This window comes from Sulfurospirillum diekertiae, from assembly GCF_002309535.1.
Classification (GTDB): domain Bacteria; phylum Campylobacterota; class Campylobacteria; order Campylobacterales; family Sulfurospirillaceae; genus Sulfurospirillum; species Sulfurospirillum diekertiae.
Map to the genome: position 1 here is coordinate 750,026 of NZ_CP023275.1, position 24,343 is coordinate 774,368.

Annotated in this window: 22 protein-coding genes, 1 tRNA gene and 1 pseudogene; 15 read left to right on the top strand and 9 right to left on the bottom strand. The window is 38.0% G+C overall.

All coding sequences use genetic code 11. The features are described from left to right. Positions 1 to 18: 18 nt before the first annotated feature. Entirely contained in the window at positions 19 to 1,035 is a 1,017-nt protein-coding gene (locus SJPD1_RS03845) for a sensor histidine kinase (RefSeq protein WP_096046040.1), read from the bottom strand. A gap of 68 nt (positions 1,036 to 1,103) precedes the next feature. Between SJPD1_RS03845 and SJPD1_RS03850 the strand changes: the two genes are divergently transcribed. Continuing rightward, on the top strand, positions 1,104 to 2,384 hold the full coding sequence (locus SJPD1_RS03850) for an aminotransferase class V-fold PLP-dependent enzyme (protein WP_096047785.1): 1,281 nt from the start codon (positions 1,104 to 1,106) through the stop codon (positions 2,382 to 2,384). Here the strand turns inward: SJPD1_RS03850 and SJPD1_RS03855 are convergent. Both SJPD1_RS03855 and SJPD1_RS03860 read right to left on the bottom strand, forming a co-directional pair. Further along, the gene (locus tag SJPD1_RS03855; RefSeq protein WP_096046041.1) at positions 2,381 to 3,106 is read right to left on the bottom strand and encodes an LrgB family protein; all 726 of its coding nucleotides are present in this window, start codon (positions 3,104 to 3,106) and stop codon (positions 2,381 to 2,383) included. The two genes, SJPD1_RS03850 and SJPD1_RS03855, sit on opposite strands and share 4 nt — an antisense overlap. Further along, on the bottom strand, positions 3,103 to 3,531 hold the full coding sequence (locus tag SJPD1_RS03860) for a CidA/LrgA family protein (protein ID WP_096046042.1): 429 nt from the start codon (positions 3,529 to 3,531) through the stop codon (positions 3,103 to 3,105). The genes SJPD1_RS03855 and SJPD1_RS03860 overlap by 4 nt, the downstream gene beginning before the upstream one ends. 363 nt (positions 3,532 to 3,894) lie before the next feature. On the opposite strand from SJPD1_RS03860, the gene SJPD1_RS03865 reads away from it, so the two are divergent. Then, positions 3,895 to 5,715, top strand: coding sequence for a KUP/HAK/KT family potassium transporter (locus tag SJPD1_RS03865; RefSeq protein WP_096046043.1), 1,821 nt, complete (start codon positions 3,895 to 3,897; stop codon positions 5,713 to 5,715). 254 nt (positions 5,716 to 5,969) lie between these two features. Here SJPD1_RS03865 and SJPD1_RS03870 read toward each other — a convergent pair whose 3' ends face one another. The 3 genes from SJPD1_RS03870 to SJPD1_RS03880 form a co-directional block, all read right to left on the bottom strand. Beyond that, positions 5,970 to 6,449 carry a hypothetical protein gene (locus SJPD1_RS03870; RefSeq protein ID WP_096046044.1) on the bottom strand — a complete coding sequence of 160 codons (480 nt, stop codon included), beginning with the start codon at positions 6,447 to 6,449 and terminating at the stop codon, positions 5,970 to 5,972. A gap of 51 nt (positions 6,450 to 6,500) precedes the next feature. After that, positions 6,501 to 6,577, bottom strand: a tRNA-Ile gene (locus SJPD1_RS03875). A 67-nt stretch (positions 6,578 to 6,644) separates the two neighbouring features. Beyond that, positions 6,645 to 7,751 (bottom strand): FtsW/RodA/SpoVE family cell cycle protein, encoded by a 1,107-nt coding sequence (locus SJPD1_RS03880; protein WP_096046045.1) that lies wholly within the window; start codon positions 7,749 to 7,751, stop codon positions 6,645 to 6,647. 57 nt (positions 7,752 to 7,808) lie between these two features. Between SJPD1_RS03880 and SJPD1_RS03885 the strand changes: the two genes are divergently transcribed. The 13 genes and pseudogenes from SJPD1_RS03885 (at position 7,809) to SJPD1_RS03945 (ending at position 21,050) form a co-directional block, all read left to right on the top strand. After that, the gene (locus SJPD1_RS03885) at positions 7,809 to 8,792 is read left to right on the top strand and encodes an RluA family pseudouridine synthase (RefSeq protein WP_096046046.1); all 984 of its coding nucleotides are present in this window, start codon (positions 7,809 to 7,811) and stop codon (positions 8,790 to 8,792) included. Continuing rightward, positions 8,719 to 9,981, top strand: coding sequence for a fibronectin type III domain-containing protein (locus tag SJPD1_RS03890; protein ID WP_226372241.1), 1,263 nt, complete (start codon positions 8,719 to 8,721; stop codon positions 9,979 to 9,981). The genes SJPD1_RS03885 and SJPD1_RS03890 overlap by 74 nt, the downstream gene beginning before the upstream one ends. Positions 9,982 to 9,984: 3 nt before the next feature. Continuing rightward, positions 9,985 to 11,163 carry a tRNA (guanosine(46)-N7)-methyltransferase TrmB gene (gene trmB, locus SJPD1_RS03895; RefSeq protein ID WP_096046047.1) on the top strand — a complete coding sequence of 393 codons (1,179 nt, stop codon included), beginning with the start codon at positions 9,985 to 9,987 and terminating at the stop codon, positions 11,161 to 11,163. After that, positions 11,147 to 11,818 (top strand): cell division ATP-binding protein FtsE, encoded by a 672-nt coding sequence (locus SJPD1_RS03900; RefSeq protein WP_096046048.1) that lies wholly within the window; start codon positions 11,147 to 11,149, stop codon positions 11,816 to 11,818. The genes trmB and SJPD1_RS03900 overlap by 17 nt, the downstream gene beginning before the upstream one ends. Next, positions 11,805 to 12,614 (top strand): FtsX-like permease family protein, encoded by an 810-nt coding sequence (locus SJPD1_RS03905; RefSeq protein ID WP_096046049.1) that lies wholly within the window; start codon positions 11,805 to 11,807, stop codon positions 12,612 to 12,614. The genes SJPD1_RS03900 and SJPD1_RS03905 overlap by 14 nt, the downstream gene beginning before the upstream one ends. Then, positions 12,611 to 13,264 carry a hypothetical protein gene (locus SJPD1_RS14645; protein WP_096046050.1) on the top strand — a complete coding sequence of 218 codons (654 nt, stop codon included), beginning with the start codon at positions 12,611 to 12,613 and terminating at the stop codon, positions 13,262 to 13,264. The genes SJPD1_RS03905 and SJPD1_RS14645 overlap by 4 nt, the downstream gene beginning before the upstream one ends. Positions 13,265 to 13,425: 161 nt before the next feature. Further along, positions 13,426 to 13,845 (top strand): annotated as a pseudogene (locus SJPD1_RS14650) (murein hydrolase activator EnvC family protein); the annotation flags it as partial. 65 nt (positions 13,846 to 13,910) lie between these two features. Beyond that, complete coding sequence (gene pyrH / locus SJPD1_RS03920) at positions 13,911 to 14,630, top strand: UMP kinase (RefSeq protein WP_087437971.1); 720 nt, start codon at positions 13,911 to 13,913, stop codon at positions 14,628 to 14,630. Between the two features lie 10 nt (positions 14,631 to 14,640). Next, on the top strand, positions 14,641 to 14,856 hold the full coding sequence (locus SJPD1_RS03925; RefSeq protein ID WP_096046052.1) for a DNA-directed RNA polymerase subunit omega: 216 nt from the start codon (positions 14,641 to 14,643) through the stop codon (positions 14,854 to 14,856). 12 nt (positions 14,857 to 14,868) lie between these two features. Next, positions 14,869 to 17,025 (top strand): RelA/SpoT family protein, encoded by a 2,157-nt coding sequence (locus SJPD1_RS03930; RefSeq protein ID WP_096046053.1) that lies wholly within the window; start codon positions 14,869 to 14,871, stop codon positions 17,023 to 17,025. A 26-nt stretch (positions 17,026 to 17,051) separates the two neighbouring features. Continuing rightward, positions 17,052 to 18,257, top strand: coding sequence for a tyrosine--tRNA ligase (tyrS, locus tag SJPD1_RS03935; protein ID WP_226372284.1), 1,206 nt, complete (start codon positions 17,052 to 17,054; stop codon positions 18,255 to 18,257). After that, positions 18,257 to 19,357, top strand: coding sequence for a nitronate monooxygenase (locus SJPD1_RS03940; RefSeq protein WP_096046055.1), 1,101 nt, complete (start codon positions 18,257 to 18,259; stop codon positions 19,355 to 19,357). Before tyrS ends, SJPD1_RS03940 begins: the two co-directional genes overlap by 1 nt. Beyond that, the gene (locus SJPD1_RS03945; RefSeq protein WP_096046056.1) at positions 19,341 to 21,050 is read left to right on the top strand and encodes an N-acetylmuramoyl-L-alanine amidase family protein; all 1,710 of its coding nucleotides are present in this window, start codon (positions 19,341 to 19,343) and stop codon (positions 21,048 to 21,050) included. Before SJPD1_RS03940 ends, SJPD1_RS03945 begins: the two co-directional genes overlap by 17 nt. On the opposite strand, the gene SJPD1_RS03950 is transcribed toward SJPD1_RS03945, so the two are convergent. From SJPD1_RS03950 to aspS, 3 genes are all read right to left on the bottom strand, one after another. Next, positions 21,037 to 21,771, bottom strand: a complete 735-nt coding sequence (locus SJPD1_RS03950) for a competence/damage-inducible protein A (RefSeq protein ID WP_096046057.1) — start codon at positions 21,769 to 21,771, stop codon at positions 21,037 to 21,039. The two genes, SJPD1_RS03945 and SJPD1_RS03950, sit on opposite strands and share 14 nt — an antisense overlap. Further along, on the bottom strand, positions 21,771 to 22,343 hold the full coding sequence (locus SJPD1_RS03955) for an adenylate kinase (protein ID WP_096046058.1): 573 nt from the start codon (positions 22,341 to 22,343) through the stop codon (positions 21,771 to 21,773). Before SJPD1_RS03955 ends, SJPD1_RS03950 begins: the two co-directional genes overlap by 1 nt. Before the next feature lie 97 nt (positions 22,344 to 22,440). Further along, a complete protein-coding gene (gene aspS, locus SJPD1_RS03960) occupies positions 22,441 to 24,189 on the bottom strand; it encodes an aspartate--tRNA ligase (protein ID WP_096046059.1) in 1,749 nt (582 codons plus the stop codon). Positions 24,190 to 24,343 lie beyond the last annotated feature (154 nt).

A 24,343-nucleotide genomic window follows, 5' to 3' on the forward strand; every position in this document is an offset into this window, starting at 1 on the left:
AAGAGGTGCAAAGCCTCTTTAGCGTGGAATGCGAATCTCAAATCCTTTGGGGTTTTCCAAGAGATTGATTCTTCCGTTGTGGGCTTGGATGATCTGCAAAGATAGTGCAAGTCCCAGACCATTGCCTTTAGTTTTGGTCGTTTTAAAGGGCTCAAAAAGAATGTTTTTATTCTCGATGGGCTTGCCATCATCCTTTACATGTAAAAGTATAAATTCACAATCTTCTACGTAAGTTATCCTGACATTGCCACTTTCTTTCTCGCACTCTTCAATCGCGTCAATCGCATTAAAAATAAAGTTTTGAAGCACCAAATTGAGCAGTTCAAAGTCCGCTTTAATCTCAACATGGGGTAGATCAAAATGATAGGTCACCTCTTTAGTGTAAGAGTAATGAGAAATGGCCTGTTCACACTCTTTGATGAGGCGGTCAAGGTAAAAATAACTTGGATTTATTTGAACATTTTTGGTAAAGAGTAGGGTTGCTTTAATGATACGTTCCACTCTCCAAATGGCTTTTTTGATTTCGGTAACCAGAGGTTTAACACTAGGATCCACTTTTTTGAGTAACGTAGAGGCAAGCAAGGAGACGGAGCCTATGGGATTACGAATTTCATGGGAAAGATGTGCGGCAACTTGTCCCATGGAAACAAGACGTTCTTGGCGTTTTCCTTCCGTAATATCTGTAGCGGTAATGATTTTCTTATCGCTTTTGGTGACACTTTTAACCAGGTAAGAGCGCCCTTCAAAATCGACTTCACTCTCTTCTTCAATGCTCAATCCTTCTAAAATAGCTTCCATTTTTTTAGCTTCGCTATTTTGCAAAAAAATGGCACCATCTTCATCAAAAACCCACAAAGCATTCGGTTGTACTTCGATGATCTGACGAATAAAATCTTGAAGAGAGGTGTATGAAACACCTAGCTTTTTATACTCATCTTCGATGACATACGTTTGGTTAATCAGATCTGCTAACCCTTGTTTAAAGAGCTCTTTTTCTTTAGCACTAAGGCTGTTGAGTAAATTTTCATCAATCATTTGTGATTCCCATCATCGCATAAGAAGTTTATAAAGGGTATAATACCTAAAAATTTTTGGACAAAGTCGTGCAAGCAATACGCAAAAATATCATTAAAGATAAAAATATTCTCTATTTCGATTATACGGCATCAGGTCAGGCGTATAAACCGATTGAAAAACAGATGCAAGCCATCCTTAAAACCTATGCTAATACCCACTCAGAAGTTGCTTCGAGTGCCATTCAAACAAGCAAATATTATACCAAGGCGCGTAGCGACCTCAAAATTGCACTTGAAATTGATGAGAGTTTTTATATTTTTCCGTGTGGCTCTGGTGCTACGGGAGCGATCAAAAAATTTCAAGAACTCATTGGTATTTACATTCCTCCTCGCACACTTAAACGTTTTACATGTAAACCCGAAAACCTTCCCATCGTTTTTGTGGGACCGTATGAACACCACTCCAATGAATTGAGCTTTCGTGAAGGGTTATGTGAAGTGATCCGTGTACCCCTCGATCAAGATGAAAAAATTGATATGGATTTTTTGAAACGTAGTCTTGAAGCTAATAAAGAGCGTGAGATCATCGCCTCCTTTTCAGTCGCTTCGAATGTTACGGGCATTGTGAGTGATTATAAAAGTATCTATAAACTGATCAAACAGTATAACGGTATCTTGTGTCTTGATGCAGCAGCGGCGTCTCCTTACATCAATGTTGACTGTCACTACTATGACGCCTTGTTTCTCTCTCCTCACAAACTTTTGGGTGGTGTGGGTGCGTGTGGTGTTTTGGTGATGAAAAAAGAACTTTGTACCGAAACAACACCGACGTTTGCAGGGGGTGGCACGGTTGGCTATGTCTCTCGTACTTCACATACGTATCTAAGTGATATTGAATTGATTGAAGATGCAGGAACTCCTGCTATTTTGCAGTTTATACGTGCCTCTTTAGCCTATAACCTTCGTAATGAAATCGGCTTGGAGAAGATTCATGCAAAAGAAGAGGAACTCAAATTTTATTTTGGTTCTAGGCTTCGCGTGATTGAAGGGGTTAAACTCTATTGTAAATATTCACAAGATAAACTTCCTATCTTCTCACTGAATTTTGAAGGCATCAATCCTTATGATATCTCGCAGTATCTCTCCGATCAGTTTGGCATTCAAACCAGAGCAGGGTGCAGTTGTGCAGGTCCCTATGGGCATGACCTTTTACATCTTGTCGATGGACAAAGTTTCGATGAAAAACCGGGTTGGTTACGTATCTCTATCCATTATACCCATACCAAAAAAGAGATAGATCAATTGCTTTATGCGATTGAAAAGGGTGTCAAAGCACTCCGTAAGAAAGATACTTTACCAAAGGCTTAGGTTAAGATAATCTCTAGTAAGGGTGCAATAAGAACATTGAAAATGCCTGTTAAGACCATGACCAATGCCGCAATAGTCCCAACTTCGTTGTCTAACTCATAAGCTTTATTAGAACCCACGACGTGTGCTGCTAATCCAAAAGAGGCACCGCGCGACATTTTTGACTTAAGCGGTAGCCAATAGAGCACTAACTGCCCAAAAGAAGCACCAAAAATCCCTGTGAGTATCACAAAAATAGCCGTTAATTCTGGCGTGCCACCAATCTCTCCTGAAATAACCATGGCAAAAGGGGTGCTGATGGAGCGAGGTAAAAGGCTTAAACGAAGCGTACTCTCAATCCCTACCGCGGAAGCTAAAAACCACGCAGAGGCAATAGAGAGGATGGAGCCAAAAATAACGCCAATGCTCAGTGTTCGCCAGTATAAAAGCATGATATTTTTACGTCTATAGATAGGAACAGCAAAAGCAACCGTGGCAGGTCCAAGCAAGGCAATGAGCCAGTGTGTACCGCTTATATAAACATTGTAATTGGTGTGCGATACAATCGTGATGATGATTAAGAGTATCGGTGTAATGATAATAGGGGCTGTCCACCAGCGTTTATAGCGGCGGTGAAAAACCTTAGAGAGCCAATAGAGCCCTATGGTTACTACTGACCATAAAAGTGTCACTTCTGCCGCCATTAAAAGAGAGCGGTAGGTAAGAAATGCGTCAAAATTCATTGTATATTCTCATCTTTAACATGTTTCTCCAATTTATAAAAACTAAAATCGACGATAAAAGCGGTTCCAATAATGACGATGATGGTTCCTATAATAATGATGGCTAAGATTTTCAACCCTGTCCAGCCAAAAAATTCTTGGTGGTTTAGGACCGCTGGTACTGCTGGTATAAAGAAAAGAAGCATTTCAGCTAAGAACCATTCAGCCCCAAGCGCTAAAGAGCGAATGCTCAGAATATTAAATTGTAAAAGCATTAGTACGAAGAGCAATCCTATAACGCCACCGGGAATGGGGATGTGGAAAAGAAGGGATATCTCTTCGGCACAAAACCAAAGGGCACATATAAGAGCTATTTGAAGGATACGACTTTTGTGAAATTTATGTTTAAAAAGAATCAAAAGTTTTTTAAAAGTATGTGGTAGCATGATAAACTTTTCTAATAGGGATATTCTTATGAATTTAGACAATGAGGAAGTTTTTGAAATTTAGTACCAACTCGCATGAAAGGGTAATACTGAATTCAAAGGAGGCTTCATCAATAACCATAAATTTAATTGAGTGGAATTATACACAAAAATAAAAATAAAGTACGTTAAACACGCATAAAAACTTTACATGTAAACCTAAAATGAGATTTTAATCACCCTAAATCTTATAGGGATCTTTTTCTTTTTTTCTCCTTTTGTAGCTTTTAGTAAAATTTAATATTTTAAGCACTAGAATAAGCTCTTGCACTTTTTTTAGGCAAGAAAAAAAAGTGTTTCCCCGTTTACAAAGGATGACAATATATGACGTTAAAAGAGCGTATCAAAAATGAGATGATGGTTATAAAGGCACTCGGTGTTGTTTACGGCGATATTGGGACAAGTCCTATCTATACCTTGGCAGTTATTTTTCTTATTGTTCCGCCAACAGTCGTTAGTATCTATGGTATTTTGTCATTTGTCTTTTGGGCATTAACTATTCTTGTTACCATTCAATATGCATGGTTAGCCACGAGCTTGAGTGCAAAAGGAGAAGGTGGTACTGTTGTTCTCATTCAAATGTTAACGCCACATCTTAAAAGTGCAAAGATGGTCTCCATAGTATCTGTTTTGGGATTTTTAGGGCTTTCCTTGATGATTGGCGATGGTGTTATTACTCCTGCTATTAGTATTCTGAGCGCGGTAGAAGGTATTCTCCTTATTCCACAATACGAGGAGCTTCCTCAAATTGTACTTTTAGTCTTAGCGACACTCATTGCATTTGCCCTTTTTGCCGTTCAAAAAAGAGGTGTTGAAAAAGTCGCTTCTACCTTTGGACCTATTATGGTCATTTGGTTTTTATGTCTAGGTGGCGTTGGATTTTGGTATGTAAGTCAAGATTTTTCTATTTTAAATGCAATCAATCCGATGTATGCTATTAATTTTGCACTGGCAAATCCTGTTATTACCTTTATTATTCTTGCAGATATTATTCTTGCAACTACGGGTGGAGAGGCATTGTATGCCGATATGGGACATTTAGGGCGATTGCCCATTCTTAAAGGATGGGTTTTTGCTTTTATCGCATTGATTTTAAGTTACTATGGACAAGGCGCATTTTTACTAACGCATCCTGAGTCTGTTGGAAGCCCGTTATTTGAAATGATGCGAGAGTTTGCACCTCTTTTATATGTCCCTTTTCTTATCCTAACAATTATAGCAACGATTATCGCTTCACAAGCAATGATCAGTGGTATTTTCTCTGTACTTTACCAAGCGATGACAACACGTATTTTTCCCCATTTTCGCGTCGAATATACATCACATGAGTTACGCTCTCAAATTTATGTAGGTTCTATTAACTGGTTTTTATTTGTGTGTGTCATTATTATGCTTTTTGTCTTTAAAGAGTCTGCAAAGCTTGCAGCTGCATATGGTTTAGCTGTTGCGGGAGCCATGAGCATTACCGGTGTTTTAATGACAATGATCTTTGCCTACCGTAGAGAGTGGATTAAAATGAGTTTTGCCACTTTTTCAGGGATTGTTAGTTTTGTTTTCTTCTTATCGTGTCTTCTAAAAATTCCTCATGGTGGTTTCTGGTCTCTCTTAATTGCAGCCGTTCCTCTAGGCTTTATTATTCTTTATACACAAGGACAAGAACGCCTTTACTCTTCATTTCACTCGGTAGATAAAGAAAATTTCTTACAAGCATACAATGCGCATTATGCACAAGAGTCTCATATTGAAGGCACTGCTCTTTTCTTTGCACGTAAGGCAGAAAATATCCCTGCTTATATTCCTAAAACAATGTTCCAAAATGGCATTATTTACGAGAGAAATGTTATTGTGAAGGTTAAGCCGACAAATGAACCTTTAGGCATTACAAATGAGTTTAAGTCGTTGGCAGAAGGGCTTGATCTTCTTGTGATTCATGTTGGATACATGGAGGTTTTCAATATGGAAGAGAGCCTTAAAAAACAAGATATTCATGAACGAACAATTTTTTACGGCGATGAAGAAATTGTCTCAAAACATTTTTCATGGAAACTGTATGCACTGATTAAAGATATGTCTCCAAGTTTCGTAAGCTTTTACAATTTCCCTCAAGAAAAACTCATCGGTGTTTCACGCCGTATCGAAATCTAACGACACTACGATTAACGAACCTTGGAAGAAAAGGATCTTCTTTCAAGGTTACCTTTAAGGCAAAGTCTCGCTCACTATTCTATTGTTTTAAGTGACATGCCTAGTTTACAAGTATAATTCTTTGGTGTCTTAGGGCTCTTTAAGAAAGTTCAGCTTTTTTAACGATAAGGAGTGAGCGTACAAGCGGTAAATTTGGGGAGTATCAGAGAAGGCAAGATAGTGTTGGTGAACACCGAGAAGGTGCGCCAAAAGAGTTACTTTCGGCTACCTGTTTCGCTGTATTGTTTCATGCTTTCAAAGAACGTATCACGTAAGGTATTTGTATAAGCGGTCGCTCTTTTGGCATCAGTGATGGTAATCAGTGCTTCATTGCCAAATTTATCACTTACTTTTGAAAGATCATATGTCAATTTTGATTTATCATTGAGTTTAGTTAGTGCTTTAAAAAATGCCTCATCCAACTCTTTATTTTTAAGTTTGTCATTTTGGTAGAGATAAAGTGCAACACGGTAAACTTCGTCTTTATCGGTGCTATAAACTTCAACGTATTCAATAGCATTGTCCAGAAGTTTGACATTGAAGTAGTTTTGATCCTTTGTTACACAGGAAAACTCTGTACATTTAAAACCATTGGCTTCTAAGTAAGTTTTATCTTTACCAATAAGATCATCTAAAAAACCTGCAAAGAGAGAGATATGTGATGCGATTGCGAGAAAAAGAAGTGCTTTTTTCATAACATTTACCTTTTTGTATCAAATTAAAAGTAATCAAAACCAAGAAGCAAGTGGTGGGTCCTGAGTGGCTCGAACACTCGACCACCCCGTTATGAGCGGGGTGCTCTAACCAACTGAGCTAAGGACCCATTTTAAAGAGTGAAATTGTATCTTTTTTATTGTTAAAAGAATATAAAAATAACGCTACGTACGGGCTTAGAGCGAATATTTGATCGAACGGTAGGTCGGGTCAAATCGGAAAGCTAATAGGTTTTCTAAGATACCAAAAAGAGCAAAAAAAGTGATGAAACTACTGCCTCCATAGCTGTAAAAAGGTAAGGGAACGCCTACTACTGGAGCTAGCCCAATTGTCATAGCGATATTAATGCTCATATAAAAGAAAATCAGCAAAGAGATACCGCTCGTGATAACTCGAGCAAAATAGTCCTCTTTAAGAAGAAAATTGAGGCTTAAAAGGTGCATGACTAAAGAGGCATAGCAAACAATGAGTCCCAATGCTCCCCAAAATCCAAGGCGTTCAACGGTATAGGCAAAGATAAAATCACTCGTAGCAATGGGTAGAAATTTGTAATGTGTTTGTGTCGCTTCACTGCGTTCTTTTCCTGTTAATCCACCCGATCCTATGGCAATAATCGACTGTTTGACATGGTAACTTGGTTTTTCTGAGATAAAGTCGGTAATACGTTGCTTCTGATAGTCATGTAAACTATTGTACATAAGAGGACTGCAAATGCCAATGATAATGGCTAATGTGATCCATATTTTTTTATGCACACCAATCACAAAGAGCGTTCCATAGCCTAGCAATACTAAAACCATCGCCGTTCCAAGGTCTGGCTCTTTTGCCACAAGTATAAATGGCAATAGAATATAAAAGCTGAGTTTAAAAAAAGATTTCCATCCGTATCCATTCTCTTCAGGAGGATTGTTTTTGATAAGGTAGGCAAGCATTAAAATAAAAGCAGGCTTGAAAATTTCAGAGGGCTGAATAGTAAAATGCACAAAGGGAATTTCCAGCCATCTTCGAGCCCCCAGTTTTGCAATACCAAAAAAATCAACACTCAGAAGTAAAATAATCGTGACCCAATAGAAAAAAGGGATTACCCACTCAATTTTTTTAATCGGGATAATAAAAAAGAGGAGAAATACAGCAAATCCAACGGTGTAATACACAATCTGTTTATTAGCCAGCATTGTGTTGGCTTCAGCGATGAGATAATAGGAAATAACGATGATAGGAAGTACCAGTATAGGAATTAAAAAATCAAAATGTGTTAAGATGCGCCTATCAATTTGAAACACTCTATCCCTTTGGAAAGTTTTCGCAAGTATATCAAAAATTAGAAGAAAGTAGGCTGTATGGAGTTTACATGTAAAGAGTCAAAAAGGCTTGATGCCGCGATGAGTGAGGCATTGGAGTTACCGCGCAATCAGGTCGAAAAACTGATTAAAAATGTGGGTGTTATGGTCGATGGAAAATTGTGTACAAAGTGCAGTACGAAGCTTCTGGAAGGCAATGTCATTTATTATGAATTTGCAGAAGCTGAGCAGAGTTCAAGCGAGTATGAAGTTAATTTTGATGTGCCTATTTTGTATGAAGATGACGATCTTTTGGTGATTAATAAGCCACCTTTTTTAACGGTACATGGCGCTCCCAGTGTTAAAGAAGCAACGCTCGTGGACTGGCTGAAGTTTAAGGGTATTAATCTTTCTACTATCAGTGGTGAAGAGCGTCATGGCATTGTGCATCGCATTGACAAAGAAACCAGTGGCGCGTTAGTCATTGCTAAAAACAATGAAGCACATTTAAGTCTCTCTTCTCAGCTTGAAGATAAAAGTATGGGCAGATACTACCTTGCCATGATTGATTTACCTCTCAAAGATAATATCGTTGTTGAGCTGCCTATTGGGCGTAGTGTCAATAATCGTCTGAAAATGGACGTCCAAAAAAAAGATGGACGCATGGCAAAAAGTGCTTTTTCTAAACTTTTGGTATCGCGTGATGGCAAAAAAGAGTTGATTGCTGCCAAGCTTTTTACAGGACGAACGCATCAGATCAGAGTGCATCTCCAAGCACTCTCCCGCCACATCTTGGGTGATAGTTTATACGGCTTTAAGAGCCAAAATGGTACAATACCAAGAGTTATGTTACACGCTTATATTTTGTATCTTATGCATCCAAGGACAGGGCAATTATTACAAATAAATGCTCCCTTGTGGGATGATTTTGATGCCTATTTAAGACACCATTTCAGTAAGGAAGAGGTAGATGAAAAAATTACTTTGGATAGTATCGTTAATGGCTTTAAGCTTCATGATCAGTGGTTGCGAAAAGACGCTTGAAACACCTAAAGAGCCCGTTGTTGATGCTTCTATGCCTAGAATAGAAGGTATTCGTACCTTGGCAGGTTCTACAGAAGTTGGTTTTGAATGGACGCCGATCTACAGTTCACAAATCGAAGGGTACTACTTATACCGAATGGAAGGCAATAGTATGAAAAAGATTGCCACCATCAAAGACAAATATGTATCGCACTATGTGGATACGAAACTAAGACCCAACTCAAGCTATAGCTATCAGATGAGTACTTATTCTGCGGATAAACATGAATCTGCGTTAAGTGCAATGACAAGCGTAACAACAACAGGACTTGTTGCTAACACTCCAACCGTAGGTGGCATTGATTCTGTTTCATTTATCAATGCGGTTTCAGGATTGCCTGCGTGTATTAAAATTATTTGGAGACCCCATTCCCAACAGAATGTAGAATATTACATCATTGAACGTAACGAATATAAGTCTACTTCATGGGACGAGATTGGCAAAGTTAAAGGTAGATTAAACGCCGAATATATTGACAAAGATATTAAAGATAATTCTGTTTACCGTTATCGCGTTAAAGTAAAAACCTCTGATGATGTTGTCTCAAAACCAAGTGATACCGTTGAAGCACATTCAAAACCTCTACCTCGTGGTATTACGGGAGTTAAAGCAACGTCAGATTTGCCTAAAAAAATTATTTTGACATGGAGTCCATCAACGACAAGTGATTTTGCTTATTATAAAATTTATCGTTCTCCAACATCAGGTCTGTTCTATACTTTTTTTGGTAAAACAGTCAATACTGAGTTTGAAGATTTAATCAATGATAATGGTAAAACCTATTACTACAGAGTCGTAGCCGTCGATGTTGATGGTCTTGAATCAAAGCAAGATACAACGGTTGCTGGTATGACACTCTCAGCACTGAATGCTCCTTCTGTCAGTTCGGTAAAACATGATGGTAGTTCTATTTCCATTTCATGGGCTGGGGATGATAATGCAATCAAATACAGTGTTACCAAAGAATTTGAGATCTCTGGCAAAACAAAAAAACAGAATTTTACAGGTATCTTTGAGAGCAATTTTGTTGACCAAGACACCGTTCCTGGTGTAGAGTACAAATATAATATTATTGCGATAGATAAATATGGCATTGCCTCTAAACCTTCGGATAGTGTGCTTATTACGATTCCAAAGGGATCAAATTAATTTATGCCGAATTTTCATACGCAAACATTGAAACCTTTAAGCTATCCTTGTGCGTACAAAGAGACCACATTTAGTTATGAAGCGCACTCTAAGAGGGGCAATAAACTGGTGATGGCCTCAATGCAAGGAGAGCATTTACTGATTCGTATTCATCAAAAAGAGGATGGGAATTTACTGGTGAAGGGTGACAAAGTTACTCGCCCAACCCAAGCCTCTTTTTTGCAAAAAGTGTTGATTGATTTTAGAGATGCATGCGAAGCCAAAGAAATTTATTCCAATATTGAACCTAAGAATTTTTTAGAAGTCAAGCATTCGCCTTACCTCAAAGAGATTGATTTCTTTGCACATCACTTTGACGTGAAAGGTGAAATTTGGATCGAAATCGGCTTTGGAAGTGGACGACACTTACTTCATCAGGCAAAGAAAAATCCACATATTCAGTTTATTGGTCTAGAAATTCATAAGCCATCCATTGAGCAAGTTTTAAAACAATGTGAGCTTCAATCAATTGAAAATATTTTAGTTGTCGATTATGATGCACGCTTGTTTATGGAGTTCTTGCCCTCCAATGTGGTGGGGCGTATTTTTGTACACTTTCCTGTTCCTTGGGATAAAAAACCGCACCGCCGTGTTTTATCTGCGGCTTTCATTGAAGAGGCATTACGTGTTTTACATGTAAAGGGTACTTTGGAGCTTCGAACCGACAGTCCACTCTATTTTGAGTTCACTTTTGTACAGATGATGCAACTTTCCTGTGCCGATGTGCATGTGAAAAAAAATGCGGAACTTGAGATTACAAGTAAATACGAAGACCGATGGCGTAAGATGGAAAAAGATATTTACGATGTCATTTTAACCAATGAAATGCTTTCTGCATCTATTTCAAAGCCTGATACATTGCATTTTGACGAGCATGTTGATTTTAGAAAAATTCGTGATGTTTTTAAAGATGAATTGTTACGAGGAGAGGGCTTTTTTGTCCATTTTGAAGAGCTCTTTGAAATTGATGAACACAGTGGGCTCATTCGCCTCTCTTTTGGTGCAAACGAACGTAATGAAAAGTGTTATATAGAAATTCAAAAGGGTAAAATTTCCTATCTGCCAGATGCAATTTTAGCAACGAAAAGCAACAGAGCAGCTCATACATTAATTAAAGAGTGGTTTCATGGAATATGTGATTAAAGCCAATGGCTTAAATATTAGCTATGGGCGAGATGAGCCGATCATCACCGATGCAAGTATGCAAATCAAAGCACAAGAATTTGTCTTTATTACGGGCAAAAGTGGTAGCGGAAAATCAACCATTATCAAGTCGCTTTACGGTGAGCTCTTCCCTAATCGTGGTGATCTTAACGTATGTGGCATTGATTTTAAAAATATTAGTAGTTCAAAGCTTAATCTTTTGAGACGTTATTTAGGTGTTGTTTTTCAAGACTATAAACTGATTGATGAGTGGACAGTGGAACAAAATGTCATGTTGCCTCTTATTATTGGTGGATTTTCAAAAAGTGTTTGTATCAAACAAGCGCATAAGCTTTTAAAACATGTCAAGTTGTTGCATAAAATCAATAAATACCCTTATGAACTGAGTGGTGGGGAACAACAACGTGTTGCTATGGCAAGAGCCTTGGCACACAACCCTGTCCTTATTTTAGCGGATGAGCCTACAGGAAATTTGGATAGCTATTCGAGTGAAGTGATTTGGAATTTGCTAAAAGGTGCTAAAGAGCATTTAGGTACGACTGTTTTAGTGGTAACGCATAATATCCCAGCATCTCTTGGCATTGATTATAAACACTATTTCTTAGAAGGTGGCGTTTTACATGAGGTCAATTAATAGCCATTTTTCGATTATGATTTCTGTCTTTGTATTGCTCTTTTCATTTCAATTTACAAATGTTATTAAGAGTATTGTCAATGACTATGCAACGAAAATAGTGAATGACTATGCTATTGTTGTGGTCTCTTCGTCAGAGCTCAAAGAAGAAGATCTCAAAAAGCAGATTCCTGAAATTGAGTCTTTATCGGAAATTAGTAGTAAAAAGATATTGGATCGCCTTAAAAATGATATGTCATCCAAAAACTTAGCCCTTTTACAAGTCGCTCTTCCAAAATTTTACTCCTTAAAACTTGAGTCTATTCCTAATAAAAAAAGAGTTGAAGCGATTAAGCAGAAGCTCTTAAGCATTAGTTCGATAACCCGCATTGAAACGTTTGCTAAGACGCATGAAAAGATGTTTAAAATGTTTCTATTACTTCAGGCAATGGTCTATATTTTTGCATTTTTTGTGGCGTTTGTAGCCATACTCCTCATTTTTAAGCAGATTCGCATTTGGACGTATGAACATAATCGTAGAATGTCCATTATGACACTTTTTGGTGCCTCCTTTTTTATGAAAAGTGCAATGTTGTACCGTATGACATTGGTTGATTCGCTCATAAGTTCTATCGCGGTATGTGCAATATATACGATAGCCCCCAAAATAACGATTGTTAAAGATTTTGCAGCAGAACTTGACATTATGCTTCCTGAGTTTGATCTTCTTTTTGAGGGAGGCATCCTGATAGGTGCTTCTATTTTATTCTCTTTGATTGCCGTAACCATTGTTTCTCGTAAGATAGGGCGTGTATGAAATTAGGATTGTTGAGTGGTGTGGCGCTTTTTCTGCCATTAATACTGCTGGCAGCTTCATCGGGTAATACAGCGCAAAAAATTGATGAAAAAGCAAAAACGTTGCAAGAAAAAATGCAAACTGAAAAACAAATCCACGGCAAACTCCAAGATATCGCCAACGATATTGTAAACGAAGAAAAAGATATTGAAAAAATTAAAGATAAGATTGAAGAGCTTAGTCGTACAATCAACGACTCGCAAGAAGTTGTTCAACAAAAAAGTGAATATTTGGACAAATTGACGAAAGACACTCAAGCACTTTCCTCTCAAAAAAAAGGGTTAGAACAAAAAATTATCAAAATTATTGCAGAGGATTTTTCATTTTATTTAGTTTCAGATAGTGATTATTTAGATAATGAAGATGGGATTTTAGTGGATGAAGTGCTTCAGAAAATGGACACCATTATGCGTAAGGAGTTTGGAAAATTAGCGGCAGATTATAAACAAGTCAATGACCAAATTTACTCTCAAAGCCAGGAAATCAAAACGATTCATGGTGAAATCCAAAGTTCAAAAAGTAAAAAAGATGAGCTTGTCGCACTGGAAAAAAAACGTGAAAGTTCCATCCTCGCTCTTAATACAAAAAAGAAGGTTACAAAAAACAGTTAGATGATATTCAAAAAGAACGTGATGAAATTAGAACAACACTTGAGCAACTTAAAATTATTAAGGTTCAAGAAGAAAATAAACTTTTAGCTGAAAAAAATGCTGCAAAAAGAGACAAAGGGCCTAAAACCGTTGGTGGGGAAGACAATAGTATTAGGCAAATTGGCTCTTCCTATCAAAACAGTAACGTAAAAAAATATGTTGGAGAGCGAACCATCGCTCCGTTGGATAGTTACAATGTAAAACGTAAATTTGGCGATTATGTTGATCCTATCTATAAGATTAAAATTTTTAATGAATCTGTTGTTCTGGCATCTTCAACCCCCGATGCTACCGTTAAAAGCGTCTTAAATGGGAAAGTTATCTTTGCTAAAGATACTGCCTCTATGGAAAAAGTGGTTATTATCGAAAATGGTGATGAAATTCATACGATTTATGCGCATCTCTCAAAAATTGCACCTACGATTCAGGTAGGACAGAAAATCAAAAAAGGGTATGTCATTGGTCGTGTTGACAATGATCTTACCTTCGAAGTGACTCAGAAAAATTTTCACATTGACCCACTAGAACTGATTGCAAAGTAACTTTTTAGGTCTGTTAGGATAAAATATAGAAGTTTTCTATGCCTAGAAAGAAAGGTTTATATAATATGGAGAAGAGAAAAAGAGTTTTAGTTAAGTTCTCTGGTGAAGCACTTGCAGGTGATAATGGATTTGGTATTGACACGACTATTTTAAAATATATTGCTGATGAGATTAAATCATTGGTGATACATAACATTGAAATTGGTATCGTTATTGGCGGAGGCAACATCATTCGAGGTGTGAGCGCTGCAAAAGATGGTATTATCAAACGTACGAGTGGTGATTATATGGGAATGCTGTCAACCGTGATTAATAGCATTGCAATGCAAGAGGCGCTTGAACATGTTGGAATGGAAGTGAGAGTTCAAAGTGCGATTAAAATGGAAGCCATTTGTGAGACGTTTATCGTCAGACGAGCACAACGTCATTTTGAAAAAGGGCGTATTGTAATTTTTGCTGCAGGCACAGGCAACCCTTTCTTTACAACTGATACTGCGGCAACACTACGTGCGATTGAAATTGGCGCAGATATGATTATCAAAGCAACAAAGGTCGATGGTGTATATGATAGAGATCCTAAGAAATTTCCTGATGCACAAAAATTAGCTGAACTGACTTATGATAGAGCCATGGATGATAATATTAAAGTCATGGACGATACGTCCATTGCGCTTGCAAAAGACAACAATCTCCCGATTGTCATTTGTAATATGTTTGCAAAAGGAAATTTACAAAAAATTATAGAAGGCAACTTATCGTGTTGCTCAATCGTTAGAAATAAATAAGGAAAAAAAGATGGAAAGAACAGAAGAAATTACAGCAAGAGCTTTATTGCTTGTCGGTCAAGATCGTTATAAATTAGTCATGATGGTTTCTAAAAGAGCAGAGCAACTTTCAAATGGTGCAGAGCCTTTGATTAAAGCGGATAAAAACAAACAAAAGTTTACAGACATTGCTCTTCTTGAAATTGCAGAAGGCAAAGTTAGATTAGAATCTATTACTGACTGTTAAGTAGTTTGAACATTGGAAGAGTTACTTGAAATTGTCAAAGAGTGTAAAAGCTCTGAAAAAGCGGTAGAACTCTTATATAAGTATATAAAGCCAACGCCCAACATTGAGAAAGCAGTTACGTTTACGATGACTAAACATAAAGGGCAATATCGTAAAAGTGGCGAAGAGTATGTTGTTCATCCTATCTTAGTGTGCGTTTTTGTCGCATACTTGGGTGGCGATGAGCCGATGATTGTAGCAGGTTTGCTGCACGATGTCGTTGAAGATACTTCATGCTCTTCTGAAGATATTAAGGTAATGTTTGGTGAGGAAGTTGGACATTTAGTAGATGGTTTAACTAAAATTGTTGAAATACGTGATGTTGAATTGATACCTTCGTACTCCAATGACAAACTGGTTGCTTCTGCTCTAACGTTTCGAAAGATGCTTATTGCCTCTATTCGTGATGTGCGTGTATTAGTCGTGAAATTATGTGATAGACTTCATAATATGCTTACGCTTGCTGCACTTGATCCTGTTAAGCAACGTCGTATTGCAGAAGAGACATTAGTGGTTTATGCACCTATTGCACACCGTCTGGGTATCTCTTCCATTAAAAATCTTTTGGAAGATTTTAGTTTCTTCTATGTTATGCCCAATGAGTACACTAAAATTGATGGCTATATTACAGAGCATGGGCAACAACTTCAACTTCGCCTCAATCATTTTATCTCCAAAATTAAAAATCATATGCTCAAAGAAGGATTTATTGAGAGCGATTTTACGATTCAAAAGCGTGTTAAACACTATTATTCCATTTATCTTAAAATGCAGCGTAAAGGTGTCAGCATTGAAGAAGTTTTGGATCTTTTAGCCATTCGTATTATTGTGCGAACTCCCATTGATTGCTACCGTGCCCTTGGTATTGTTCATCAACATTTTAAGCCGTTAATATCACGTTTTAAAGATTATATCGCGATACCGAAAGAAAATGGTTATCAGACAATTCATACAACGGTATTTGATGATAAGTCCATTGTTGAAGCGCAAATCCGAACCTATGATATGAATAAAACAGCAGAATATGGTGTGGCAGCACATTGGAAATATAAATCAGGAGGTCTTAATCCTAAACTGGATTGGCTCAATGAACTCAATAACCAAAATGAAGAGATTGAAAATATTGAAGATTTTTATGCCATTGCCAAAGATAATCTTTATACTGAAGATATAGCGGTTTTTTCTCCCAAAGGAGATATCTTTACGCTTCCTCGTGGGGCGACAGTGCTAGATTTTGCTTATGAAGTTCATACTGAAGTTGGTACATATGCGGATGAGGCGTATGTTAATAAACAAAAAGTACCACTTTTAAGTGAACTCAAAAATGGTGACATTGTTCGTATTGTAACCTCAAAAGAGCCAAAATATCGTTGTAGCTGGATCAATAGTGTTAAAACAGGTAAAGCAAAAAGTACGATTCAATCGAATTGCCGTCAAAAAATCAAAGAGATTAACCACAAAGTAGCGATCAAAATCCTTGCCTATACTTTTGGAGTTGCTGAAAGTAAAGTTGAAGCATGGGTGGAACAAGAACATGCTATGAAAAAGATTTTTAAAATTTCTACAGATTCTATTTATTTACAAGATGTGGCTAATACATTAAAACTCTATGCTATGCAAGATACGATGCTGTTTCCTTTACTCAAAAAAGATCGTTATCACATCAAAAAGCAGAAGTTTGAAAATATCGTCATCTACTCAAATCATCATATTTCTAACGTCTATTTTGACTACTGTTGTCATCCTAAACGAGGGGATGATATTGTAGGTTTTAAAAAAGGCAATGATGTTTTTGTGCATCATAAGTTGTGTGAACGTGCAGCGACTTTGATGGAAGAAAATGAGCCTATGGTATTTGTGAAATGGACGAGAGAAGCGCCCGATCGTTACAAATTGATTGTAAGTCTTGAAAACAAGAAAGGTTCTTTAGCCTCATTTTTAGCTTATTTGGCTAAAATGCAGATCAATCTGGTGACGATAGAACTCGGCAAGGGTGAAGATGAAGGTCATGCAGACTATTTTGAGATGATTTTGGAATTGCCTGATAAAAATGTGAATGCAGTACGGGATAATCTCAAAGGAAAATACCGAGTGATTGAATTTATTTCAGTCAATGATGCCTATAAATAATCGAAGAAGGAACTGATAGAATGGATATGCGGATTCAAAATGCGCTCAAAGAGATCAAAAGAGGGATTAGTGAGATTATTGATGAAGAGCGTGTTGTTACATTACTCAAAAATTATTTTGAAAAAGGTGAAACTTTTTTAGTGAAAGCGGGATTTGATCCCACAGCACCAGACCTTCACTTAGGGCATACAGTGCTTCTTCAAAAAATGGCACTCCTTCAAAAATTTGGAGCTATTGTTCAGTTTTTGATTGGTGATTTTACAGGTATGATTGGTGATCCAACGGGCAAAAATGAGACACGTAAAAAATTGACACGTGAAGTTGTTTTAGCCAATGCGCAAAGCTATAAAGAGCAAGTCTTTAAAATCTTAGACCCTGAAAAAACAGTGGTTCTTTTTAACTCCGAGTGGATTGAGGCTTTAGGTGCATCAGGTTTGGTGGAACTTACAACAACATTTAATGTGGCACGTATGCTTGAGCGTGAAGATTTTGAAAAACGCTATAAATCTCAAACACCTATTTCGATTAGTGAATTTATATACCCATTGCTTCAAGGCTACGATAGTGTTGCAATGAAAAGTGATATTGAAATGGGTGGTACCGATCAGAAGTTTAATCTTTTAATGGGGCGTCATTTACAACGTGCCTATAATATCGGCAAAGAGCAAGCCGTCATTATGATGCCTTTACTTGAAGGGCTGGATGGCGTTAATAAAATGAGTAAATCTTTAGGCAATTACATTGGTGTTACAGATGCACCATCGGATATGTTTGGTAAGATGCTTAGTATTTCTGATGATTTGATGTGGCGTTATTATGAGCTTTTAAGCACGAAAAGTCTTGAAGAAATTGAAGCTCTTAAGAAGGATGTTGCCGCAGGGACTATCCATCCCAAACATGCAAAAGAGATGATTGCTGCAGAAATGGTTGAGCGTTATCATGACAAAGCTGAAGCACTTGAAGCTCAAGCTGAGTTTGATCGTGTCCATTCTCAAAATGAGATTCCAACAGACATTGAAACCTTTACATGTAAAGAATCTCCTATTTGGATCGCCAAAGCTTTGGTTGATTGTGGACTTGAAATTTCAACTTCACAAGCTAGACGCGATATTAAGCAAGGAGCAATAAAGCTTGATCAAGACAAAGTGGATGATGAACAGCTACAATTGGAATGTGGAGAGTATATTCTCCAAGTCGGTAAGCGAAAATTTGCTCGATTAAAGGTGCAGTAATGGCATTTGAACCTCTTAAAATTGGCAAGTACACACTTGAATATCCTATTATTCAAGGGGGTATGGGGCTAGGCATCAGTTGGGATAAACTTGCGGGAACCGTAAGTTTAGAAGGCGGATTGGGTGTCATTAGCTCTGTTGGAACAGGTTATTATCAGAACACGCACTTTAGTAAAAAAAATATCAATACACGCCCCTTCGAGACGGAGAATTTTTACTCCAAAGAGGCTTTATTTGCAATTGTTGAAAATGCACGAAAAATTTGTGGTTCAAAGCCACTTGCAATGAATATTCTTTATGCCATTAATGATTATGAACGTGTTATTAAGGACTCATGCGAAGCAGGAGTTAATATCATTATTACCGGAGCAGGGCTTCCAACCAATATGCCTGAATTTACGGCTGCTTATCCTGATGTAGCACTCGTTCCTATTGTCTCTTCGGCAAAGGCATTAAGAATTATTTGTAAACGTTGGACACAACGTTATAATCGCTTGCCAGATGCTATTGTTGTTGAAGGTCCTTTAAGTGGTGGGCATCAAGGTTTTACCTATGAACAGTGCGCTATGGAAGAGTACCAGCTTGAAAATTTAATTGGACCCATTCGTGAAGAAATTAAGGCTTGGGGTGGTGAGTTTCCTCTTTTTGCTGCAGGTGGAGTATGGGATCACAATGATATTTTAAAGATGATGAGCTTGGGGGCAGATGGCGTTCAAATGGGAACTCGATTCATTGGAACACATGAGTGTGATGCCGATCAAAATTTTAAAGAAGTTTTGCTGAACGCACACCAAGAAGATATTAAACTCTTTAAATCACCCGTAGGTTACCCAGCGCGTGGTGTGAGAACCAATCTTATCAAGATGGTTGAAAAAAGAGAAGGACCACCTATTCGTTGTATTAGTAACTGTGTCAGTCCGTGTCATCGGGGGCAAGAAGCTAAAGCAGTAGGGTATTGTATTGCAGATAGTTTGAGCGATGCCTATATGGGGAAAGTCGAAACAGGGCTTTTCTTTACAGGTGCAAATGGTTATAAACTCAATGAAATTATCAGTGTAAAAGAGCTGATCGCAAAGTTGGTATATGGGGAAACTAATTAGATCATTTTTTGTTTTACTGTTGATGTGTGTAGCCCTTTTGGGTGCTCCTAATTACATGCAACAATTACAGCAGTATGATACACAAATGAATGGTGCAAGTAATGATGAGATGTTGCGTATCTTTCATGGACTGAAAGCTATTTATATTCAATCTATTATTGGTAATGATGAAAATCTCAAAAAAGAGACATTGGAGCGATTGATTAAGACTGCTAAAGTTCTTAAATTAGATGCATCAAAGTATGAGTCAGAGCTTGCAACATTAGGCAAAGGTAGCAAAAAAGCAGCTCCTTCTAAGCCTCTTGTTCCTCCTCCTGCATCTGAAGAGAGTTTTGCTGCTTCCTCCAGTAATACGCCGTCTTCTTCGGCATCATCACCATCGGCTTTTGCTCCTGCCCCCATGCCGCCTGCATCTGTCGTTAATGAAACTAGACCAGCGATGCAAACGGCCAATAGTAGTGGTTCATCAAACCAGTCAAATTCTGCGCTTCCAAAATCATATAATGGTAAAAATGTACTTCAACATGTTGTGACCAATGAAGATGAAATTGTGCTTGATTTTGGAGCTAAGGTTGTAGAAAGTAGTGTGAAAATTTTTGTTCTTAAAAGTGCAGACAGTTATAAAAAAATTATTGATATCCCTGCAATTATTATGAATGCTCCTTTGACGATTACGACACCTAAAAAGCTGCAAAGTTTACGAATTAGTCAATACAATAATAATGCTATTCGTATTATTCTAGATGCCCCTAGTGCTTTTGAGACATATGTTAGTGTGTTTGAAAACCAAGTCATTCTTTCACTCAATAAACAGCCTGTTTTAACCCAAAGACCTATACCACAGCCTCAACAACCCGTTGTAGAAGCTACTCATAAAAATATACCTCCACCAGCAACAGTTGCTCCTGTTGCCGCGGCTAGTGCCTCTCCTGTCACTGCAACAGCAAAGACGACTCCTCCACCCTCTGCGTCTAGTGCTACTTCTTTGAGCAGTTCAAAAAAAGGACCTAAACGTGATAAAACCATTGTCATAGATGCTGGACATGGCGGAAAGGATTCGGGTGCCACAGGATATAAACAACGTCTTGAAAAAAACCTTGTTTTAGAGATGGCTTTGCAATTAGGAAAAGAGTTAAAATCACGTGGTTACAAAGTCTTTTATACACGTCAAAGTGATGAATTTATTGAACTAAGAGATCGTACCAAAGTGGCTAATGATAAAAATGCGGACTTGTTTGTTTCTTTGCACGCAAATGCTGCACCCAATGAAGCTAAAAAACTCTCGATGAAAGGGTTAGAGACCTTTTTCCTCTCTCCGGATCGATCGGAGCGTTCTAAAAACGTCGCCGCATTGGAAAATCAATCAACCATGGAAGAGATGGATTTTTACTCAAAAGAGACCTTTCTCAATGTTTTCAATCGTGAGAAAATTGTACTTTCCAATAAGATGGCGATTGATATACAATCAAGCATGCTAAAAGCCGTCAAAAAGAAATACAATGTTGAAGATGGTGGGGTTAGAGAAGCTCCTTTTTGGGTCTTAGTCGGTGCTACAATGCCTTCTGTATTGATTGAACTCGGATATATTACCAATCCTGAAGAGTCAGACAATATGGTCAATCCTCAATATCAAAAACAGCTTGTAGATGGTATTAGTGATGGAATTGATCGTTATTACGTTAACAACCCCTAATGGTTTTCCCTTTTTTGAGAACACTCTCTTTAAAGAAATCTGACCAATGCTCTACAAGTGCTTGGTCCGTGTGTGCAAGGTAAATTTCCACAATACGTTTGTGTTCTTCGAAACGAGGGAGTGAGGAGAAATTAAGCTCTTTGGGTAAAGCTTCCATGATCTCAATTAAGTCATTTTCCGTTGCTTCAACGATAAATGATGTGCTAAAAAGCATAGGTTGAATGGGGAAGTATTTATCGAGAGCTTCTTTGATCATTGGCCAAGCCATAGCGGGAAAGCCTGGTGTAAAAAAGAAACGATTAAAAAGTGAAAAGCCAGGGACTTGATTGATAACATTATGCAAAAGATCAGCCTCTGGTGGAAGCATCGCCATCGTGATTCTATGAGGGTACGCTTCATCTCCAAACTGATTCACAATAAGCTCTTTTGCCTTTACATGTAAAGCTAAAGGCTGCCCTGTAAAAACCTCACTAGCAATAGCACGTGTAAGATCATCAGGCGTTGCACCAATACCTCCAAAGCAAAACATTACGCTCTTTGAATCTTGTAAAATCATATTGAAACAGTTTTGAATAAGCGAAGGGTCATCTTGAATGACAAAACTGCCTACATGTAAAAGTCCGCGATTTTGAAGCGCTTGGTTAATAAAGGCGAAGTGTTTATCTACCCTGCGACCATTGAGCAGTTCAGTCCCAATGATAACAGAGTAGAAGTGGTGCATTAGATGTTGCTTTTAACGAAGTTTTCCATCTCGCTGACGATCTCTTCGATGGTACGTTCGCCATTGATTTTATGAAGAAGATTTTTCGCACCGTAGAAGGCTTGAATACCCGCTAATGGTTCCGTGTACACCTTCATACGGTTTTTGAAGACTTGAACGTTATCATCTGCTCCACGCGCACGTCCTAGAACACGATCACATGCAACTTGCTCGCTGACTTCTACTTCCACGACAGAGACAAGTTTCACAGTTGTTTCTGTTGCAAGAATAGCATCCAGTGCTTTCATCTGCTCATCAGAGCGTGGAAAACCATCGATCAAAATGACATCTTTAGGGCTATTTTTGATGGCGCTAACAATGGTATTGATAACAATATCAAGAGGAACAAGATTGCCCGCACTGACAAATGAATCAATCGTTTTACCCAGTTCACTACCACTAGCCACCTCATCACGAAGTAACTCACCTGTTGAGTAGTGCGCAATTACGTCGCTATTTTTTTCTGCAATTAAACTCGCATCTGTTGTTTTTCCGCTGCCTGGGGCGCCAATAATCAAAAATAGTTTCTTCATCAACATCCTTTTTAATTTTTATACGCAACAAAAGTAAAACTCTTGTTGCTACGTTAGCCACTAGGGCACTAAAGCTTGCTGTGCATCTCAGCAGAACTTATTTGGTTTTTTCTCTTAGACGAATACCTAGATCACGCAACTGATCGCTCTCAACGGCACTTGGTGCACGTGTGAGTAAACATTGTGCTTTTTGGGTTTTAGGGAAGGCAATCACATCACGAATGCTTTCACTTTTGGTAATTAGCATCATCATCCTATCCAAACCAATTGCCAATCCACCATGTGGAGGCGCACCAAATTTGAGGGCATCGAGTAAGAATTCAAACTTCTCATGAGCCTCTTCATCACTAATACCAAGAAGATTGAACACTTTTTGTTGAATCTCTTTTTTATGAATTCTGATGCTGCCACCACCCAATTCGACGCCGTTTAAAACAACGTCATAGGCGATAGATTCCATCTCATCAATCGGTGTGTTATCAATGTCTTTTGGCATCGTAAAAGGATGGTGAAGTGCTTTAACGTTGCCGTTTTCTACTTCAAACATCTCAAAATCAACGACCCATACAAATTCAAATCGATCTTTGGGGATAATGTTCATTTGCTCAGCTAGAAAAATACGGAAACGTCCCATATAATCGAGTACCAGTTTTTTCTCACCCGCACCAAAGAAGATCGCATCGCCTACATGCAGATCGGCTGCAGTAACGATGGCTTGTAAATCGTCTTCATCAAAGAATTTTGCCAAAGGACCTTTAAGACCTTCTTCTTTCATTTGGAAATAACCGAGACCTGATGCGCCAAATTTGCGAACATACTCTTCAAAACCTTGCATTTGACGTTTCGAGAAGATGTTATCGCCGTTTGGAACTTTGAGCGCTTTAATGCGGTTTCGTTTTGTATCTTTGGCGATGTTACTAAAGATCTCATTTTTACACTTTGCAAAGATGTCGATTACATCAATCATGCTAAGGTCATAGCGAAGATCGGGTTTATCGGAGCCATATTTTTCCATCGCCTCTTTAAAACGAATACGGTTAAAAGGAATGCTGATTTCATGACCACAGGCTTTGAAAACATCTTTTAAAAGATTTTCAGTGACTTTCATAACATCTTCTTGCGTACAAAAGCTCATTTCGATGTCAATTTGTGTAAATTCTGGCTGGCGGTCTGCTCGTAAATCTTCATCACGGAAACATTTTGCCACTTGGAAATAACGATCAAATCCTGCACACATTAAAAGTTGTTTGAAAAGTTGAGGGGACTGTGGAAGGGCGTAAAATTCACCATTGTGAACACGACTTGGAACGAGATAATCACGTGCTCCCTCGGGTGTTGATTTGGTTAAAATAGGGGTTTCCACTTCTAAAAAGCCTTGAGCATCCAGTGAATTACGAACGGCAACGGTAGCTTTACTTCTCAGTTTAAAAATTTCGTAGGCTTTAGGATTACGAAGGTCAAGGTAGCGGTATTTAAGACGAACATCTTCACCTACGTTATTATCACCAATGACAAAAGGAACGGTTTCACTTGCATTTTCGATGATCAGTTCATCTACAACAATTTCGATTTTACCTGTTTTAAGGCGTGGATTTTCTAAACCTTCACCTCTTGCTCTGACACGGCCTTTCGCTTTGAGAACAAACTCATCTCTGACAAGAGCAGCAATTTCATGTGCTGTAATACTATCGGTTGGATCACAAACAAGTTGCACAAGTCCTGATTTATCACGAAGGTCTATAAAGATGACACCACCATGATCTCTGTTGCTATTTGCCCAGCCACACACTTCTACGGTCTCGCCGATATTGGCGACATCTAAATCTGTACAATAATGACTTCTCAATGTTTATCCTAAAATAAGGGTGTTTTGATGAACCCTTGAGTATCGTTTTTTAAAAACAATCAGTATATCTAAATGTAGCTTTTCTTTAGTTTATTTTAGAGAACATTGTTATGTTTTGTGGTACAATCATCTGCATATAGTTAAAAAAATTTGT